An 18,790-nucleotide genomic window follows, 5' to 3' on the forward strand; every position below is an offset into this window, starting at 1 on the left:
ATGGGGTTAGTACAGTTATCTGATAATGATATTTCTTATGCTGAAAAACTATTGATAGGAGATAAAAAGTTTGATATAGATGAGAAAATACCAATAATTAAGTGTATGGATAAATCTATAGATGTTATGGCATGCCCAGGGAGTGGAAAGACAACAACTTTATTAGGAAAAGTTATAGCATTACTAAACCACATGCCACTACAAGACAGTAAAGGGGTATGTATTATTACTCATACGAATGTAGCCATAAATGAGATAAAGAATAAGTTAGGAAACAAAAGTGATGTATTGTTTCAGTATCCTAATTTTATTGGAACCATTCAATCATTTACAGATAAATTTTTAGCAGGACCTTTTATTAAGCTGAACTATGGAAAAAGTATTTCATCTATAAATGATGATTTTTATTATAAAAATATGTTTTCTAATATGGAATATATAATGACATTAAGAAAATTCGCATATGGAAAAAGAAAAAGTCAATTAGGAAATGGAATTAGTTGGGCAGAGCAAAATAAAATAAAAGATGAATATATTAAATCAATTAATGTTAGAAGAGTAGCTGGAAAGTTTGATTTCTTTTCAGGTGAAGTATCATTAAATTTAAAAAATCCAAAAACAGAAACGTATAAGGCACTAAATGGTCTATTCATAAATAATTTATTAGAACAAGGCATCCTTAGATATAGTGATACCTATTTATTAGCACAGATGTATATAGAGAGATATCCTATGATATCAACATATTTTGCTGAACGATTTCAATATGTTTTTATGGATGAAGTCCAAGATAATAGTTGGATTCAAAATGATATATTTAGTAAAATTTTTTCTTCAGATAAAATTATTGTTCAGAAGTTTGGCGATTTAAACCAAGCGATTTATGAGGATAATAATACAAATAATCCAGATAAAGAAGTATTAAAATTCGAGATATCACATAGTATGAGGTTTTCTCAATCTATAGCTAATTTTATTGGAAAGTTTAGAGTAGAAAAATCAGATAAACCGCTAATTGGAAATGGTTCTAGTAATTCTATAGTACCGCATGTTCTAGTATATGAGCCAGAAAAAATTAATGAAGTAAAAAATAAATATATAGAATTAATTAAACAATATAGCTTAGACAAAGAGAATGATATTTTAAAATGTTGTGGTTGGGTTGGATATAAAGAAAAAGATGAACAATTATCTGTAAAAAGCTATTTTTCGGATTATCAATCTAATAAGGACAAGAGTGAAAAATATAAGGGACTTAGTCTGAAATCTATTCTTTCTGAGAATATTAAATCTGGGATATCAGTTAGATTAATATATAAATCCGTAATAGAATGCATGTCTAGATTTTTGAATTTAAATGGAGTAGAAATGGACGGCAAGAAAATTAATGTCACTATGTTAGAAAGATATATGGTTGAGAATTTACAAGATCAATTAAAATTATTAAGGATTTGTGTTGTAAAACAAGTAAAGGAAATAACTTTATATAATAAAAGCGCATTTGTTGAAATTGGAAAGTGTGCTTATAGCTTAATAAAAGAGATTAGCGCAGATATTACTGAAGAGAATTTTATAAAATTATTTGAGTTACAAGATGGGGATAAAGTAATAAAAGATTCTTTATTAAATAAATATAATAAGGATGGAGTAACTATACTTTTTGATACAGTACATGGAGTAAAAGGTGAAACACATACATCAACTTTATATTTAGAAACATATTATAAAAATAAGACAGATTTAATGAGGATTTTTAAGTTTATTACTAAGGATAATATTGAGATAAAAAATGAAGATGATAGAAAGTCATTAAAAGTTGCATATGTTGGAATGAGTAGAGCAACAGATTTATTATGTATTGCTACATGTGAAGATACATTTAAAAAGAATGAAAAAGATCTTATTAACTTAGAGGGAAGTGGAATAATAAAGATAGTTCAAGTATAAGTATTAGTTGTTGTAATTAATTTATAAATAAAAGAATGGTTATTTCTTAAGAACATAAAGAACAAATTAGTAAAGCTAATTCTCTTAAGGTAGTATGCTTAGAGAATCGTGATGGGCTTACAATTTTACACGATTAAGTAAGAAATGCAAGTAAGATTGTGGGAGTTCATATTTCAACTATGTCCAAGGCATGTAAGGGTGTAAATAAGACAGCAGGTGTATTTTAATGAATATCAAAAGTGTCAAAATAGTAATACTGCGTAAATTAGAATAGAAAGGTTGTTTTTTAAAATTAACATATTTATAATTTAAGATAGAGTTAGGAAAATATGTATAATTGGATATCTAGGATAGAAAGGGTGGGAGAATAAAATTGAGCGATTTAGAAGCACTTAAGGATTTCTTAATAAGTACATATGGAATACAGTTTTTCTTACAGTATCTAGGTGGTAAGGCTATAGATAAATTAACTGATTTAAAGGTAAAGAAAAAGTTAACTATTGAGGAAAAATGGTTACTATTATTTGATAGAACTTTAGAATGTTTATGCCAAAAAAGAGAATGGGAATATGATGATAATGCCGTAAATACTTTTTTTAGTAATGAAGAAGTATCATTTGATAAATTAAATGATAGGAAATATGCATCTGAGTGTTTATGCAAGTTATTGGGAAAAAATTATATGCTAGATTATGGTGAGGGTATTGTAAGTGATTGGCAAAATTGTATGCAGGAATGCCTAGTTCAAAAAGAATTTGATGCGTTGTTTAAGAACTATGGATTGACCAAATTAAGTGAAATAGAGGATTTTAATAAAGAAATATTAAAATTTAAAAATGATGTTTTGAAGAAAATAAGTACATTAGAAGGTGATAAAGATAGATGGAAAGAGAGGGAAGAGTATAGAATAGCTAAAGAAAAGGAAGAAGAATTACAAGTTGCTTTGCAGGAAGTAGAAAATGGAGAATATGAAAAAGCAATAGAGGGATTAAAAAAAGTTAATGTGTGGACTAAAGATCAGGGTATAAAGTATACTTGTTATTACAAAATTGCATGTTGTTATTGGCACTTAGCTAGAAATACAAGTGACTATAAAGCCGTAATTAAGTGGTTTGAAAAGGCCGAAAATATTAGTGATCCTGAGAGGGATGATGTAGTATTGTTGTATAGAAATATTGCACTGTCATATATTGATATTGGTATGGATGAGAATAAGATTTATAATTACAATAAGTCTAATCAATATATGAAGAAAGCACTACAATTTTTATCAGAAAATGATCAATATTTTTTTAACGATATAATTATTCATATTGCAAGAAACTATATGGATATGTGTGATGAAATATCTGTAAATAAGGTTAATGAATATTTAGAAATAGCAATGGCATTAATGTCTAGTATATTTTTAAATTCTGACAAACTTACAGAAGGACAAGCATATATTTTATTTCATAATATGGCTAGAACTTATTATCATAAGGGAGAAAAAGAAGGGAAAAATGAATATTTTAATATGGCACAAGAGCTATATTTATCAGTTTTAGATATGGATTTTGCAAAAGCAGATAACTTAAGATTAGCTATGGTTAATGTAAATATAGCTATGTCATATCAATATGACAATTCAGATTGGGAAGGAAATAAGCGAAAAGCAATTCGCTATTATAAAATTGCTAAAGGATTGTATCAGAAAGACAAGTATCATGATTGTAAAAGTAATATTGATAATATAAATCTCGATATAGCGTCTGCATATGAAGGATTATATAAATTAAAGAATATTTATGAGGATTATAAAGAATCAGAAAAGATACTTGATAAGCTAATAGAGCAACTTGATTATATGCCTAAAAATTCATTCCCTATTCGAGTTTATTTAGAAAAAATGCATTTAAATATTACAGGGGCTATGATTAATTTTGGAAATAATAAAGAATATATAGAAAAAGCAGAAGATAGTAAAGAAATGTTAGAAATTTTACTTAATCAAGTAAGTTATGAAAAATACAAATATACATTTGAAATTTTTAAATGTGAGCTAAAATTACTGCAAATTAATGAAAATACAAAGAGATATGAAATAGAGGAAGTTATTGATAAGTTAGAAGAGATTAAAAGTGCAACTAAGACTGGCAATGTAAATATCTCAGAATATGCTGATGATTTACTTAACGAGTGTCATGAAATATTGGAGTAATAGAAGATACTTGAATATAGTTATTACTATTTATTGTAATATGAAAGCCACTAATAGAAATAAAGAGCGAGTGGCTACCTACTAAAAGAATGAACTATTAATTATATAGAAATATAGTGAAATTAAAAGTTAGAGCAGTGCTTACAAGTGATTTCATGATAGCAGAATCTGCTGAGCTTCCATGGAAAGTTCTTGGAAAAATAACAACTAGAATGGTAAATGAAGTTAACCGTGTACTATATGATTGTACAATGAAAATACCTGCAATATTGAAAATTTAATTTTAGAAATTGATAAACTGACAAGTATTGTAGTTACCCATAAATTAAATGCAACACTGTTAAAGAAGTATGATGAAATAATAGTAATGTCAGATGGAATTATTGCTGAATATGATAGTTTTGATAATTTAATAAATAAAAAAGGATTATTTTATAATTTATATAAGTATGGATTATAAAATTAAATGATATAAAGAATGAAATTTAAAACATTTATTAGTTGTTTTAATAGAAGTTATTAAATATATTTAAAGAATATACTTTTGAAGAACAATTGAAAGAACCTTCTGAGCAAGAAGGTTCTTTTTATAACTTTTTATTTTCTTATAATGGGTGCGTAAATTTGAATTTTGGATGTTTCATCTTTAAAGTTAACATCATAGACTTCAAAGTTAGGAAGTTTTGTATAGATATTTTTATTTTTGGTACAAATAGATTGAGGTTGTTTTAGATTTTGTTCAGATAACCATGTTTTATAAAAGTATCTCCAAAATTCTCCGCTAGTTTCCATATCTAGGGTAGTTTCAAATACAGCATATTCGAAGGTGTCAAATTTACGAGCAATGAAGCCAGAAGGTAAGTTTTTTAATGTGGAAACTTCTACACCAATCATATATTTTGCTGTGTCATTTTCATCTGATTCATGAGTCATTCCATATACTACTGGATAGTTTATTTGATCAGGAATTAGTTCTACTAAATTTTCATTATTCCATTTATCATATAAATTTCCTATATTATTAGTACCTAGATTATAGTCAATGTCAGTTTCAATTCCTACTACTAGGAAACTTTCCTTTGTGATAAATTTTACATTTTCAAAGCAGTGTTTTAAATCCATAATTATACCTCTTTCCATGAATATATTTTCAGGAGGAAATGGATTAATAGGTGGATTTATTTTTCTGAAATGTGCTGGTGGAAGTTTGTATTGTTTTACAAATTTTTTTGTAAGTGCTTGTTGAGATGAAAATCCCGACTCAAAGGCTATAAAGATGATTTTTTTATCAGTTTCTTTGAGTGCAATTGCTGCTTTGTATAAACGATATTGATTTAAATACTCTTTCACAGTATAATCTGTAATAATTCTAAAAACCATTGAAAAATAAGATGGTGAAAGATATACATATTCAGCTATATCAACAACTAAAATATTTTCAGTATAATTTTGATGAATAAACTCTGTTGCTTCAAGTATAGTATTTAGATAATCCATGTTAATCCCTCCTTCCAATATTATATTACTATATTTTGTATCAAGAAGTTTTGTCAAAATCAACTAACTTATAAGTTAAAATTTAGCATAAAGCATTAAACACTAGCTTAGTGACAGTCATTATGTATATTTTATTTATTGTTATAAAAATATATTTTAGGATATAATATATTTAAGTATATAATAATTTAAAGGACGTGAAAAATTTGAATAAACAACATGATTTTGATGCCGCATGAAAATCTATACTAGAAGCATTCGAGGTAGAAATCACAGAATTATTGTTTCCAGAACTCTTTGATAAAATAGCATGGGAATTAGGCACAGAATCTTTAGATAAGGAATTACTAGAAATACAAAAAGAAATTTTTGATAAAGATAGTAGTGAAAAAATAATATCAGATAAAATAATAAAAGTAAGATTAAAAAACAATGAAAATAAAATAATATTTATTCATGTAGAAGTACAAAGTTATAGTAGTGACAAGGAAGTATTTGGAGAACGAATGTTTAGATATTTCTACAGAATATGGGATAAGTTTAGATATAAATACAACGATAAATCAGAAATAATAGCAGCAGCTATTTATACATATAAAGGTAGTAGAGGAAAAGATAAAAGTTACATATATAAACTACCAGAGATAGAAAAAGAAATATTAACATATAATTTTAAAACTATAGATGTAGAAACATTAGATTTAAATAAGATAAGTGAAGAAAATCCATTAAAATTAGTTTTTAAAATGGCAAAAATTTTACTTGAAACAGGTGCAAAAGATGAGGACATATTTAATGCAAAAATAAACTTGGCAGAAGAATTAAAGGATTATGATAAAGTTAAAAATAATGAGCAAATAAAAGCACTGGTAGATTTTCTAGAATATCTATTTCTGATCAATGATGAAGAATTAGATGAAAAATATAATGAATATAAAAGAATAAGTGGGGGTGTATATAAAATGACAATAGAAGAAATAAGAAAGAAATATTATACACAAAAAGGAAGAGAAGAAGGAATAGAAAAAGGGAGAGAAGAAGGGATAGAAAAAGGAAAAATAGAAATGGCAATAGAAATGCTAAAAGATGGAGAGCCAATAGAGAAAATAGTTAGATATTCAAAACTTACAGAGGAAGAAGTAAAGGAACTAAAGAAAAACTTATAGAAATATATATTAGCAAGGGTTAAGTAAGTATATATAATTACAATAGAAGAAATGAGAAGGAAGTATTTTATATAAAAAGGAAGATAAGAAAAAATTTAGAAGAGAGTTTGAGACAGGTAATTAACCTGTCTTATTTTTATATCAAATAAAGATTAATAATAAATTACATTTAAAGAATAATTTCACCATACATATATTTACAAAAATAAGTAAAAGAGTATGATAAAATAAATAAGAGATTTTAGAAGAGGGAATTGAGTTTAGAATATAAGATAGGGGACAATGATATGGAAAAAATAATCGATATTGGAGAAGGAAAAATAGAAGCTTGTATTAAAGGAAGTGGAGAAGTTACAGTAGTTATTGAATTGGGGATATGTACTCATTTTAGTGATTGGGATATTGTAATAGATGAACTTTCTAAAAAAATTAGAGTAATTGCTTATCATAGAGCAGGCTATGGAAATAGCAGAAGTGAATGTAAAAAACGTACGGGTAGACAAATTGTAAAAGAATTAAATATGTTGTTAGAAAAAGAAAATATTGAAAAAAACATTATATTAATTGGTCATTCTTTTGGTGGTTTATGTGTTCAACATTTTGCTCAATTATATCCTGAAAAAGTAATTGGAATGATTTTAGTAGATCCAAATACAATTTATCAGAAAGAAATGGACAAGTTACCAACAATTAAAGAAAAATTTTCAAGAAGCAAAGATATTAAAAATTGGGAGCAATTATCAAAGAAAAACAAAGAAGAACTTATATTAGAAATTAATCCTAAAATAAGCAAAGAGCAAATGATGTTATCAAAAGAATCAAAACAAAGAATTTTGGATTTTTTAGTAGAGCCACAAACATACAAAACAATGATGCTAGAATACTACAGCCTTGATGAAACTATTAATGAGATAAGAGCTTTAGAGAGAAAGTATAAATGTCCAGTGATAGTAATGACAAGAGATAAGGAATTAATGATTTCAAATTTAATAAAATGTGGAATTGAAAAAGAAGAAGCTATAACCATGGAAAATACATGGCAGAAGATAATTAAGGAAATTGCTGAAGTATCACAAAATGGAACATTCATAGAAGTTAAAGGGGCTACACATTGTATATATCGTTTAAAACCAGAATTGATAGTAAATGAAGCATTTAAATTAATAAAAAATATCTAAAATAAAGAGATTAAAGAAATATATATCATTCTTAATTTAAATAAAATATATAATTAAATTTACCTTAAGTATTTGTTTATAATTTTATTAAATAATGGGAACTTTAAAATTAAAGATATAGACAAAGGTGGATAGGTGAATGAGATGATTGAAAGATTAAAGAAAGATAATAGATATATTAAATATGGAATGATTATATTTATAGCTATTGTGGTTGTTTTAGCAGTTAAAGCTATTGCATATGGTGATGATATTTTGGCATGGTTATTTTTTCAGTTAAGAAGATTTATTAAGGTTATATCACCAATAATATATGCAATAATAATTTCATATTTGTTATATAAACCGATTAAATGGATTGAAAGTTTGATTTATAGAGGCTTAAATTATGTGTTAAAGAAGAATGATGCAGATAAGTATAGTAAAACAGTTAGAGTTATTAGTATATTTATTTTATTTTTTATGATTATATTAGGACTTATAATCATATATAAATTTTTAGTGCCACCACTTATGGAGAACTTTAACGATATAATAGATGCACTACCAATGTTTCAAGCGAAGTTAAAGCAATGGGCAATTAATATAGCTGAGAAGTTTGATATTAAAAGTATACACTTTGAAAATACTAATAAGATATCAATAGATATTATGAATAAGTTAAAAAATGTACTAGAAGGATTGTTAGCAAAAATTATAATAACACTTAGCAATATATCTTCATTTTTATTGAATTTTATAATGACAATGATATTAACAGCATATTTTCTAATTGATAAGGAGAGAATTGTAAAACAGGTAAAAGAAATTATAGATGTGTTATTACCTAAAAAGGCATCAAGAGCTTTAAAAACATTTTTTTATGATGTAGATTATGTAGTTGGTGGATATATAGTTGGTGAATTGCTGGACTGTATTATTGTAGGAATAGCATCAACTATATTGTTAATGATAGTTAAGCACCCTTATGCAGTAATAATAGGAGTTATAGCAGGTGTCACAAATATAATTCCATATGTAGGTCCAATAATTGGGGCTGTCTTAGCTTTTTTCTTTGGAATGTTTACAAGTCTTTCTTTAGCAATAACAGGAACAATACTGTTATTAATATATCAACAAGTGGATGGAAATTTTATTCAACCTAAAATAGTTGGAGATAAAATAGGTCTTTCAGCGGTTTGGGTGTTTATTGCAGTTCTTATTGGTGGAAGTTATTTTGGAGCATTAGGAATGGTAATATCAATACCGGTAGCTGGACTTGTAAGAGTATATTTTAATAGATATAAAGAATATAAAAAATTAAAAAGTGAAAATGACATATGATAAAAATGGAGCCGTTGAACTAAATAGTTATTGCACAGCTCCTTTTTAATATAACATAAAATAAATAATTTACGTGGATTTTACATGACCTTAATTTAAGCATTACAAATATGTATTAATATATAAATATAAGATAAATAAGAAAAGTGAGGAAAAAATATGAATATATTAGACAATCATGTACACACACATTTCTCAAGTGATGGGAAGGATAATATGGAGGATGTTATAAAAAGAGCTATACAAATAGGTGTTAAGCATATTACATTTACAGATCACTTAGAGTATAACACAGACAGATTTAGTCTTAATTGCAAGGAGTACTGTGACACTATCTATAGATATAAAGAAAAATATAAAAAGGATATAGAAATATTACTAGGTGTGGAAGTTGGGTATCAAAACCATGTGAAAGATGAAATTGAAGAGATAGTAAATTCTAATCCATTTGATTTTGTATTATGTTCAACACATTCAGTAGATAAAATAAATGTACCAGATAAAAAATACTTTGAAGGATATACTAAAAAAGAAGTATATACAAGATATTTTGAAAGTATGTTAGAAACTACTAAGAACTTTAAAAACTTCAATTCTTATGGACATTTAGATTACATTATAAGGTATGGAAACTTTGAAAACAATAAAGTAATATATAGTGATTATAAATGTATTTTAGATGAGATACTAAAGAATATTATAAACAATGGAAGTGGAATAGAGCTAAACACATCAGGATATAGATATGGTTTAGATACAATACACCCTAATATGGATATTTTAAAAAGATATAAAGAATTAGGTGGAGAAGTTATAACAATTGGTTCAGATTCTCACAGAGCAAATGATGTGTGTAAGGATTTTGATAAAGCATATGAAATGTTAGAATATGTAGGATTTAAATATGTATGTATATTCAGAGATAGAAAGCCCGAATTCATATGTATAGATGAAAAACAATTTAAAAAAGTTATATAATTAATGTTAAGACTCATTGAAATATAAAGCATATTCAATGAGATTTTGTGCTTTCAGTGTTTATAAAGTTGTACATATATTTAATTTTCAGCTTAGGAATACAGTAATATAAAGTATAATTAAAATTTAAAAAAAGTAAATGTGTATAACTTTATGAATATATATGACAAAGTTTTAAATAGATTTGTGACAAATATTATTTGTTTACAAGTCATAAAAATAAAAGTCTAAATAAAATTTTTGTAAAATTGAAATTAGATGATAAAAAAATAGTGCAAGTTAAAGAATTTGCTAATAGTTGTATAGATGAGGAAATGATAATTTATTTAAATGAATTAGCAATAAAAAATAATTGTAAAATAAAATCAAATTTATAATTGGAATTTTAAAAACACATTAAATTTTAAAGAGTTTAATGTGTTTTTTAGTTAAAATTTTAGAAAAAATGTAAGAGGAAAAGTAATGAAAATGAAGAATTTATAAATCTAAGGTGGTGAATTTATGAAAGGTTGTAATGTTATAGCAGTATACGATAAAAATTGTGAAAAAATTTTAATGTGTAAAAGAAGAAAGAATCCATACAAAGGGTTAATTAATTTTGTTGGTGGAAAAATTGAACTTAATGAAAAGGGTGTAGATGCAGCTTATAGGGAATTGAGAGAAGAAACAGGAATTTCAAATAGTGACATTATATTAACTCACTTTATGGATTTTACTTACTATACTTATGATTGCTATGTAGAAGTTTATGTTGGAAAGTTAAATAATGATATAGAAGTTTATGATTACGAAAATGAGTTATTTTGGAGTAATTTAGATGAAAATTTTTTTGATGTCAATAAATATGCTGGTGAAGGAAATCTAGGACATATAATTGAGCATATAAAATTGGCTAAAGATACACTTCTAAAATGATATCTATATTTATGAAATGATTTAATAAATAATAGAAGTATTATGGTTTATAGTGGGTGGTTTTAATGAAACTTGAGAAGAAAAAATATAATATTTTAGATATAATAAGAATTCCACTAATATATTCATCAAGAGAATCAATCTTAGTAGGCATAAAATATATTTTAGATGGAATAATTCCAATTTTACAAGTTCTAGTAACGGCTAAATTTTTAGATATTGCTATTCAAATATTTAATCATAAAAAGCAATTTGATGATATTATTAAACCAATAATATTTATGATAGTTTTATTATCATATATATGGTTTTCAAAAAATATATCAGAATATTTGGAAATATGTATGAGCAATAAACTTAGGAGAACATTTAGGGTTGATTTAATTGAGAAGGTAGCATCTTTAAAATACAAGTATATAGAAAATGAAAATAGTTCGAATTTAATTTCAAAAGTTATGAAAGAGCCAGAAGTCCAATGTAGTGATGCATATATTTTAATTTTGGATATGGTTCAATTGATAATAGAAGTAATGGGAATATTAATTATTCTATTTTCCAAGGTTTGGTGGTCAGCTGTATTAATAGTTTTAATTTCTATTCCATTATTTAAGTTATCGTTAAAAAGTGGAAGTGAAATTTATGAAACTAATAGAAAAGTAGAAGGAAATAAAAGAAGAGCAAAATACTTACTGGAAGTTTTAAATAATAGAGAATTCGTAGAGGAAAGAGAATTATTTCAGTACTCTAAGGATATAAATAAAGATTGGTTTGAGCAATTTGAGATTTCTAGAAAGTCAGAATTAAAAGTAAGTGTAAAATGGTTTATAAATATGAAACTAGGTGGGGCTATTATATCGATACTTTCTATAGTAATAGTTTTTATATTAATATTTCCAGTTGTTGAAGGCAAGATTACAATTGGATTTTTTATTTCTATAGTCAATAGTATTTTTAGTTTAATTAATTATATGGCATGGACACTTCCACAATATGGTGATAATTTAGCCCAAAATAAAGAATTTTTAGCAGATTTAAGTGAGTTCATGTTTTTAGATGAAAACCCAGAATACCTATCAATACCGAGCAAAGAAAGAGTAAATCTGAAAAAATTAGAGTTTAAAAATGTTTTTTTTAAGTATCCAGGTACTAAGAATTATATTTTAAAAGATTTATCTTTTGTTATAGAAGGTGGTAAAAATTATGCGTTTGTTGGAAGTAATGGAGCTGGAAAGACAACTATAACAAAACTTATAACAGGTTTATATGAGGAGTTTGAAGGTGAGATTTTAATTAATGATCAATCAATAAAGATTTATAACCAGGAAGAATTAAAATCCATGTTTTCTGTGGTATATCAAGATTTTGCAAGATATTATATATCAGTTAAAGATAATATCTTATTGGGAGATGTAAGTAATGATATAAGTTTAGAAAAACTTTATATAGCAATAAATAACATGGATTTAAATGAAAGTATAGAAAATCTAAATAATGGATTAGATTCAAATTTAGGTAAAATTAAAATTGATGGAGTAGATTTATCAGGTGGACAATGGCAAAGAATAGCAATGGCGAGATCAATAATTAATTGTGCATCTTTAAGAATTCTAGACGAGCCTACAGCTGCATTAGATCCAATAAGTGAAAGTAATATTTATGAAAAATTTCATAAAATAAGCAAAAATAGTACAACCATTTTTATAAGTCATAGGTTAGGATCAACTAAACTGGCTGATAAAATTTTTGTTATGGAAGATGGAAAGATAGTAGAAAGTGGGTCTTATAAAAACTTAATAGCAAATGATGGAGTTTATGCAAAAATGTATGAAAGTCAAAGGAGTTGGTATAAATAATGAAAATCAATTCAAAAAATACATCTTTTGTAAAGATAGTTAAGATAATAGTACCAATGTTTTTTAAAGCATGTCCTAAACTTATAATTTTAATGATATTGCTAAATATCTTACATGGAATATCATTAGGAATTAATACTTTGGCTATTCAAAAATTTTTTGACTATACTACATTGATGATAAAAGAAGAGAGCAATATAAAGATGGTATTATTAAGCTTAACTTTGTTATGCATAGCCATATTATTTAATCAAATTATGAATGGTCTAGCAAACTTTATGTCTAGTAAGCTTGTAACCAATAAAGCTATTGGCATATTGGGAAAAATTTTAAATGAGAAAAGTAGTAAATTGAATGCAATTGATTTTGAGAATACTAATATTTTAGATGATATAAACAAGGCTCAACAAGGACTTGAAAATAGCATATTTATTAACATAAGAATAATATCAATAGCAACTTTTTATCTGCCATATTTCTTATTTATGGGTATATATTTATATAAGTTAAAGCCAATATTATCAATAGCTATAATATTAATATTTGCACCAATAACATTAGGGCAAATAGTTAAGGTGAAGCTATTTGGACATTTAGAAGAAAAAATTGCGCCAGTTAGAAGGGAATATGAATATTATGAAAGATGTATTATAGATAAAGAATTTTATAAGGAGACACGATTATTAGGGGCATTTCAATATTTCAAGAAAATTTATAAAAGCAGTTTATTAATTATGAATAATGAAATATTAAGAGTTGAAAAGAAAACTGGACTAATTGAAATATTTATGAAAAGTTTAACTTTACTAGGATATGTTGCTGTTTTAATTTTATTAATTAAAGCACTTTTAGATGAATCTATATCAGTAGGGGCTTTTGGTGCCGTATTTACATCTATAGGAACAATGTTTAAATTGATGGAAGAAATAGTGTGTAGGCACATAGGAAGAATAAATAAAAGATTGGGAACTGTAAAAAATTTTATTTTCTTTTTAGATTTGGATGAAATAAGTGGAGAAAATATTGAGATAAATGAATCACCAGGTATTGAGATAAAAAATGTAGATTTTATATACCCTTGTTGTAAAAATTTATCTCTAAAAAATATAAATTTAAAAATCAATAAAAATGAAACTATTGCAATAGTTGGAGAAAATGGTTCAGGTAAAAGCACTTTAGTTAAACTGATTATAGGGATGTACAAGCCAATTAGAGGAGAGGTTTTAGTTAATGGCATAGATACTAAAAGTATAAGTAATAAATCTTTATATAAAAATATATCTGGAATATTTCAGAATTTTAAAAGATATAAAATGACGTTACGGAACAATATATGCATAAGTGAAAACTTGCATTGCATAAATAATGAATTGTTACAAGAAGCAATTACAAGAGCTGATTTTAATATAGATAATAGTAAATTATTAAATGGATATGATACTTTTTTATGTCGTGAATTTGATGGAATAGATTTATCAGGAGGACAATGGCAAAGAATTGCTATTGCGCGTGGATTTTATAAGAAAAGTAATATGATTATTTTGGATGAACCAACAGCATCTATTGATCCTATAGAAGAAACAAAGATTTATAAAAAATTTCAACAATTATCAAACGAAAAAACATCTATAATTGTTACTCATAGATTAGGGTCTACTAAACTAGCAGATAGAATAGTTGTACTGAACAAGGGAGAAATAGTACAAATAGGAACACATGAAGAATTAGTTAATGTTAAAGGGAAATACAGAGAAATGTATAATTTGCAAAGCAAATGGTATAGTGATGATGGATGTGGGGGAATAGTTTATGAATCATAAAGGTACAAGTTTAATAGAGACAAAGAGATTGATATTAAGAAAGTTTAAGATATCAGATGCAAATGATGTTTTTAAAAATTGGGGAAGTGATACAAAGGTAAATAAATATTTATCATGGAAAATACATGAGTCTGTTAAAGATGCGGAAGAAATTATTAATTTATGGATATCACAGTATGATGAAGACACTTATAATTGGGTTATAGTGTTAAAGGATATTAATGAGGCTATTGGAAATATATCTATTGTAAAATTAGAGGAGAAAAATGAAGCGTGTGAAATTGGCTATTGTATTTCAAGTAAATATTGGAATAAAGGCATTACAACGGAAGCTTTTAAAGCAGTAATAAAATATTTATTTGAAGAGGTTAAGTTAAATAGAATTTGTGCTAAACATGATGTTGATAATGTAGCATCTGGAAGGGTAATGCAAAAGTGTGGAATGACATATGAAGGAACTTTAAGAGAAGTTCAAATTAGAAATAATAGAGTTTGCAGTCTATCAGTATATTCAATTTTAAAAAGAGAATGGATTGATAATGAAAAGCAAAATGGATGCTATTAGGCATCCTTTTTTTAGTGGTATTATTTGTTAAATAAAGAATTTATATAGTCATAGTCTATTGAACCATTAACAACTTCATAAGTACATGAATTGACACGTTGATGAGGTGGATCATGATGTTCTGTTGTAATTAAAATATGTGTATTATCAAAAAAATTTATAACTATAGAATTAGCATAGGTAAAGTTTTCAAGAAATATAGAATCAAAAGGATTATCATCTGCATATGAATAAGAAGTTTTACTTTCAACTAATTTTAAGCTATTCATGTATTTAATAAACTTATCAAGCTTAATATCATCTTCAATAAGATTTCTAGAATAATCACAATTATGCATTGAATATATAGAAATATATTCAATGCTTTTATTATCACCAAAAGCTTTAGAAACTATATCCTCAAATGATTTTTTATAGGTGGATAAATGATATATTGAAAATAACATTAATGGTATTATAATAATAAAAACAAGCCATTTTTCATTTTTCTTATTAAATAAATTTTTAAAAATTAAAAACACCTCCAATTAGAATAATAAGAAGTCTAATTAAATAAAGAATTGATGTACTCATAATCGATAGATCCATTAACAACTTCATAAGTACATGAATTGACACGTTGATGAGGTGGATCACGATGTTCCGTATTAATTAGAATATGAGTAGAATCAGAAAAGTCTATAAAAACTGAATCAGAATTTGCATCATTCATTAGTAGAATAGAATCAAATGGCAGATTATTTGAATGAGTAGAAGATTCACTGTTTTTATGTAGTTCAAGATTATTCATATATTTAATAAAGTCATTAATTTTATTTTCATCGTCAATAGAATATTTAAAATTATGTAAATCATGAATAGAGCCTATTGAAATAGAAGTAAATGTTATATTGTCATCAAAAAAATTTGAAATTATATCATCAAATGATGTTTTGAAGCTATGTAATTTGTAGATAACACAAATTGATAAAATGATTATAGCAATAGAAATAATCCACTTTTTCTTACTTTTTATTAATATCATTTTAATTCCTCCATATAAATACTATTTATACAATATTATACACTAAGATGCAAAAACAGTGTATATCAAAAAGTATAATGGTGATGATATATATGATAAAATTAAGATAAATATAGAAAATAAAGAAGCTTTAAGTAAAAAAGAAATATTAGAACTAACATTTCTTACTATAATGTAAAATAGTGTAGATAAAGAACTGAGAAGTCTTGAAATTATAGAATTAGAAGAGAAGATGATAATGAAAAGTTGAAATTGATATCAATGTTCTATAATTTGTTGAGAAATTTAACTCGAAGTTTTAATCTATATTTTTAAAATTGAAAATGGAAAATTGAAAGTTGAAAGTGAATGTAAAAATTGGATTTCCAATTTAAAAAATATAAAAGCGTAGTTTTTATATATTTCCATTTCAAATATTAGGAATGAAATGAGTAATATTAACCATAACTATTCACTTTTTACTCTTAGTTCTTAATTGGTTTCAATCATGCTATCAGAATAAACTGTAAGATTAGTAGTATCATTTGAGAAAGCTAGTATTTAAAATTTTAGCTTGGAACCCTATAGAAGGATATTTTAAAATTGATTATTATTTTAGAATATCTTTTTTATAGAATAAATTATTAGAAGTATAAAAAATGTGTAATTGAGGTGTAATAATAAAATGGAATATTGGGATATATATGATTTAAATGGTAATAAAACTAATAAGATAAGAAAAAAAGGAGATAAATTAGAACAAGGTGAGTATCATTTAGCAATGGAAGCATGGATTGTTAATTCTAATGGAAATATATTAATTCAAAAACGTTCAGAAAAATGCGAAATTTTACCTGGTGTGTGGGGATTAACAACAGGAAGAATGATATCTGGGGAAAATACAATTGAGGGATGTATACGTGAAGTTAAAGAAGAGATAGGTTTAAACATTTCAAAAGAAGATTTAAATTTTGTAAGAAGAATTTTTAGAACAGATTTAATTTGGGATATTTACTTAATAAAAAAGGATGCTCAAATAAATGAATTAAATCTTCAGGAAAATGAAGTTTCAGAAGTTAAATGGGTTTCAATTGATGAATTTAATAAAATGTTAGATGAAAAATTATTATTCAAATACCCTGAGATACAAGAAATACTTTTACATATTCAAAAATAGAAAATAAGCAGATGTTACAAATTTACTTTTGTAATATCTGCTTATTTTTTATAGGAATAATAACTATAATACCTAATTCAATTAAAACATATTTTTACAAGAAATAAAGGAGGTACATGTGTAAAGATAGAAAATATTAATTTATGTAAGATTAATATAAATATATTAGAAAGGTGTTATTATAGGCAAAATTATATTTTGGGATTTTCAAGGAGTGCTAGCATATAATAATTTTATGTTTAGTAAATTGTTATATAATCTTATGAATAAATTGAATATTGGTTATAAATGAAAATAAATATAACATAAAGAATTAGAGGTTTTTTATAAGTATAGTGTAGGAGGAGATGAATATATGATTATGGAGTTAATTATCATAATTATAATTATGATACCACTAATAGCATATTGTATATATGCTATTAAAAATCCAGAAGAAACATTAAGGCAAAGCTTGAGAGAAACATTAAAAGATAGAAATGCAGAAATCAGTGATTTTGCAATAAAACGTCAAAAGTTTGGAGCTATAGGCAGTTTAGTAATTATTATAATAACAATATTAATAATTGTATTAGAAATATTGTTATAACTTATGGAGGAATAATAGTGAAGATAGTTAGTATAGATGAATTTTCAAGAAATGCAATAATGAAATTCATAATAAAAAGTTGGGAATCAGATATAATTGTAGTAAAAGGAAAAGTTCATAACATGAGTAAGCTTTCAGGTTATGTAGCCATAGAAAATAATGAAATAGTAGGACTTATAACATATTGTATAGAAAATAATGAGTGTGAAATTGTTTCACTTGATAGTATAAATGAGAACAATGGAATTGGTAGTAATTTGATAGATAAAGTTTATGATATGGCTGTTGATAAAAAGCTACAGAGAATATGGCTTATAACAACTAATGACAATATAAGAGCTTTAAAATTTTATCAAAGAAGAGGATTTAATATGAAACAAATATATATAAATGCTGTGAATGATGCTAGAAAAATAAAGCCTAATATATCACTTGTAGGATATTATGATATTCCTATATTACATGAAATAGAATTTGAAAAAGAGTTGTAGTTTAAAAGCACATGATAAATTTCATGTGCTTTTATTATATATTTAAATAGTAAAAATGTGACAATTATCTTTGTCACATTTTCGGGAA

18 protein-coding genes are annotated in these 18,790 nt (G+C 25.3%); 15 read left to right on the forward strand and 3 right to left on the reverse strand.

Annotated elements, in window-relative coordinates; all coding sequences use genetic code 11:
• From AC07E4_RS04985 to AC07E4_RS05000, 4 genes are all read left to right on the forward strand, one after another.
• Nucleotides 1–1,947, forward strand: coding sequence for a UvrD-helicase domain-containing protein (locus AC07E4_RS04985; protein ID WP_478215849.1), 1,947 nt, complete (start codon nt 1–3; stop codon nt 1,945–1,947).
• A gap of 373 nt (nt 1,948–2,320) precedes the next feature.
• Nucleotides 2,321–4,147, forward strand: coding sequence for a hypothetical protein (locus AC07E4_RS04990; RefSeq protein WP_478215850.1), 1,827 nt, complete (start codon nt 2,321–2,323; stop codon nt 4,145–4,147).
• Nucleotides 4,148–4,284: 137 nt separating this feature from the next.
• Nucleotides 4,285–4,428 (forward strand): GMP synthase (glutamine-hydrolyzing), encoded by a 144-nt coding sequence (locus AC07E4_RS04995; protein WP_478215851.1) that lies wholly within the window; start codon nt 4,285–4,287, stop codon nt 4,426–4,428.
• A complete protein-coding gene (locus tag AC07E4_RS05000; RefSeq protein ID WP_478215852.1) occupies nt 4,392–4,607 on the forward strand; it encodes a hypothetical protein in 216 nt (71 codons plus the stop codon). Before AC07E4_RS04995 ends, AC07E4_RS05000 begins: the two co-directional genes overlap by 37 nt.
• A 137-nt stretch (nt 4,608–4,744) precedes the next feature.
• On the opposite strand, the gene AC07E4_RS05005 is transcribed toward AC07E4_RS05000, so the two are convergent.
• A complete protein-coding gene (locus AC07E4_RS05005; RefSeq protein ID WP_478215853.1) occupies nt 4,745–5,644 on the reverse strand; it encodes an AraC family transcriptional regulator in 900 nt (299 codons plus the stop codon).
• A gap of 281 nt (nt 5,645–5,925) precedes the next feature.
• Between AC07E4_RS05005 and AC07E4_RS05010 the strand changes: the two genes are divergently transcribed.
• The 8 genes from AC07E4_RS05010 to AC07E4_RS05045 all read left to right on the forward strand — a co-directional run bounded on the left by AC07E4_RS05010 (nt 5,926) and on the right by AC07E4_RS05045 (nt 15,442).
• On the forward strand, nt 5,926–6,810 hold the full coding sequence (locus AC07E4_RS05010; RefSeq protein ID WP_478215854.1) for an Rpn family recombination-promoting nuclease/putative transposase: 885 nt from the start codon (nt 5,926–5,928) through the stop codon (nt 6,808–6,810).
• Between the two features lie 287 nt (nt 6,811–7,097).
• Complete coding sequence (locus AC07E4_RS05015; protein WP_478215855.1) at nt 7,098–7,988, forward strand: alpha/beta hydrolase; 891 nt, start codon at nt 7,098–7,100, stop codon at nt 7,986–7,988.
• Nucleotides 7,989–8,132: 144 nt separating this feature from the next.
• Nucleotides 8,133–9,311 (forward strand): AI-2E family transporter, encoded by a 1,179-nt coding sequence (locus tag AC07E4_RS05020; protein ID WP_478216029.1) that lies wholly within the window; start codon nt 8,133–8,135, stop codon nt 9,309–9,311.
• Between the two features lie 159 nt (nt 9,312–9,470).
• Nucleotides 9,471–10,289 (forward strand): histidinol-phosphatase HisJ family protein, encoded by an 819-nt coding sequence (locus tag AC07E4_RS05025; RefSeq protein ID WP_478215856.1) that lies wholly within the window; start codon nt 9,471–9,473, stop codon nt 10,287–10,289.
• Between the two features lie 501 nt (nt 10,290–10,790).
• Nucleotides 10,791–11,204, forward strand: a complete 414-nt coding sequence (locus tag AC07E4_RS05030) for an NUDIX hydrolase (protein ID WP_478215857.1) — start codon at nt 10,791–10,793, stop codon at nt 11,202–11,204.
• Nucleotides 11,205–11,269: 65 nt separating this feature from the next.
• Nucleotides 11,270–13,057, forward strand: coding sequence for an ABC transporter ATP-binding protein (locus AC07E4_RS05035; RefSeq protein ID WP_430829057.1), 1,788 nt, complete (start codon nt 11,270–11,272; stop codon nt 13,055–13,057).
• Nucleotides 13,057–14,877 carry an ABC transporter ATP-binding protein gene (locus tag AC07E4_RS05040; protein ID WP_478215858.1) on the forward strand — a complete coding sequence of 607 codons (1,821 nt, stop codon included), beginning with the start codon at nt 13,057–13,059 and terminating at the stop codon, nt 14,875–14,877. The genes AC07E4_RS05035 and AC07E4_RS05040 overlap by 1 nt, the downstream gene beginning before the upstream one ends.
• On the forward strand, nt 14,867–15,442 hold the full coding sequence (locus AC07E4_RS05045) for a GNAT family N-acetyltransferase (RefSeq protein ID WP_478215859.1): 576 nt from the start codon (nt 14,867–14,869) through the stop codon (nt 15,440–15,442). The genes AC07E4_RS05040 and AC07E4_RS05045 overlap by 11 nt, the downstream gene beginning before the upstream one ends.
• A gap of 20 nt (nt 15,443–15,462) precedes the next feature.
• Here the strand turns inward: AC07E4_RS05045 and AC07E4_RS05050 are convergent, their stop codons facing one another.
• Complete coding sequence (locus tag AC07E4_RS05050; protein WP_478215860.1) at nt 15,463–15,963, reverse strand: hypothetical protein; 501 nt, start codon at nt 15,961–15,963, stop codon at nt 15,463–15,465.
• Between the two features lie 23 nt (nt 15,964–15,986).
• Complete coding sequence (locus AC07E4_RS05055) at nt 15,987–16,466, reverse strand: hypothetical protein (RefSeq protein ID WP_040327656.1); 480 nt, start codon at nt 16,464–16,466, stop codon at nt 15,987–15,989.
• A gap of 664 nt (nt 16,467–17,130) precedes the next feature.
• Between AC07E4_RS05055 and AC07E4_RS05060 the strand changes: the two genes are divergently transcribed.
• From AC07E4_RS05060 to AC07E4_RS05070, 3 genes are all read left to right on the forward strand, one after another.
• The gene (locus AC07E4_RS05060; RefSeq protein ID WP_040327658.1) at nt 17,131–17,622 is read left to right on the forward strand and encodes an NUDIX hydrolase; all 492 of its coding nucleotides are present in this window, start codon (nt 17,131–17,133) and stop codon (nt 17,620–17,622) included.
• Nucleotides 17,623–17,977: 355 nt separating this feature from the next.
• Nucleotides 17,978–18,211 carry a DUF6199 family natural product biosynthesis protein gene (locus tag AC07E4_RS05065; RefSeq protein ID WP_040327660.1) on the forward strand — a complete coding sequence of 78 codons (234 nt, stop codon included), beginning with the start codon at nt 17,978–17,980 and terminating at the stop codon, nt 18,209–18,211.
• A 17-nt stretch (nt 18,212–18,228) separates the two neighbouring features.
• On the forward strand, nt 18,229–18,702 hold the full coding sequence (locus AC07E4_RS05070) for a GNAT family N-acetyltransferase (RefSeq protein ID WP_242838405.1): 474 nt from the start codon (nt 18,229–18,231) through the stop codon (nt 18,700–18,702).
• The last annotated feature ends 88 nt before the right edge of the window (nt 18,703–18,790 follow it).

This window comes from Clostridium amazonense, assembly GCF_056431285.1.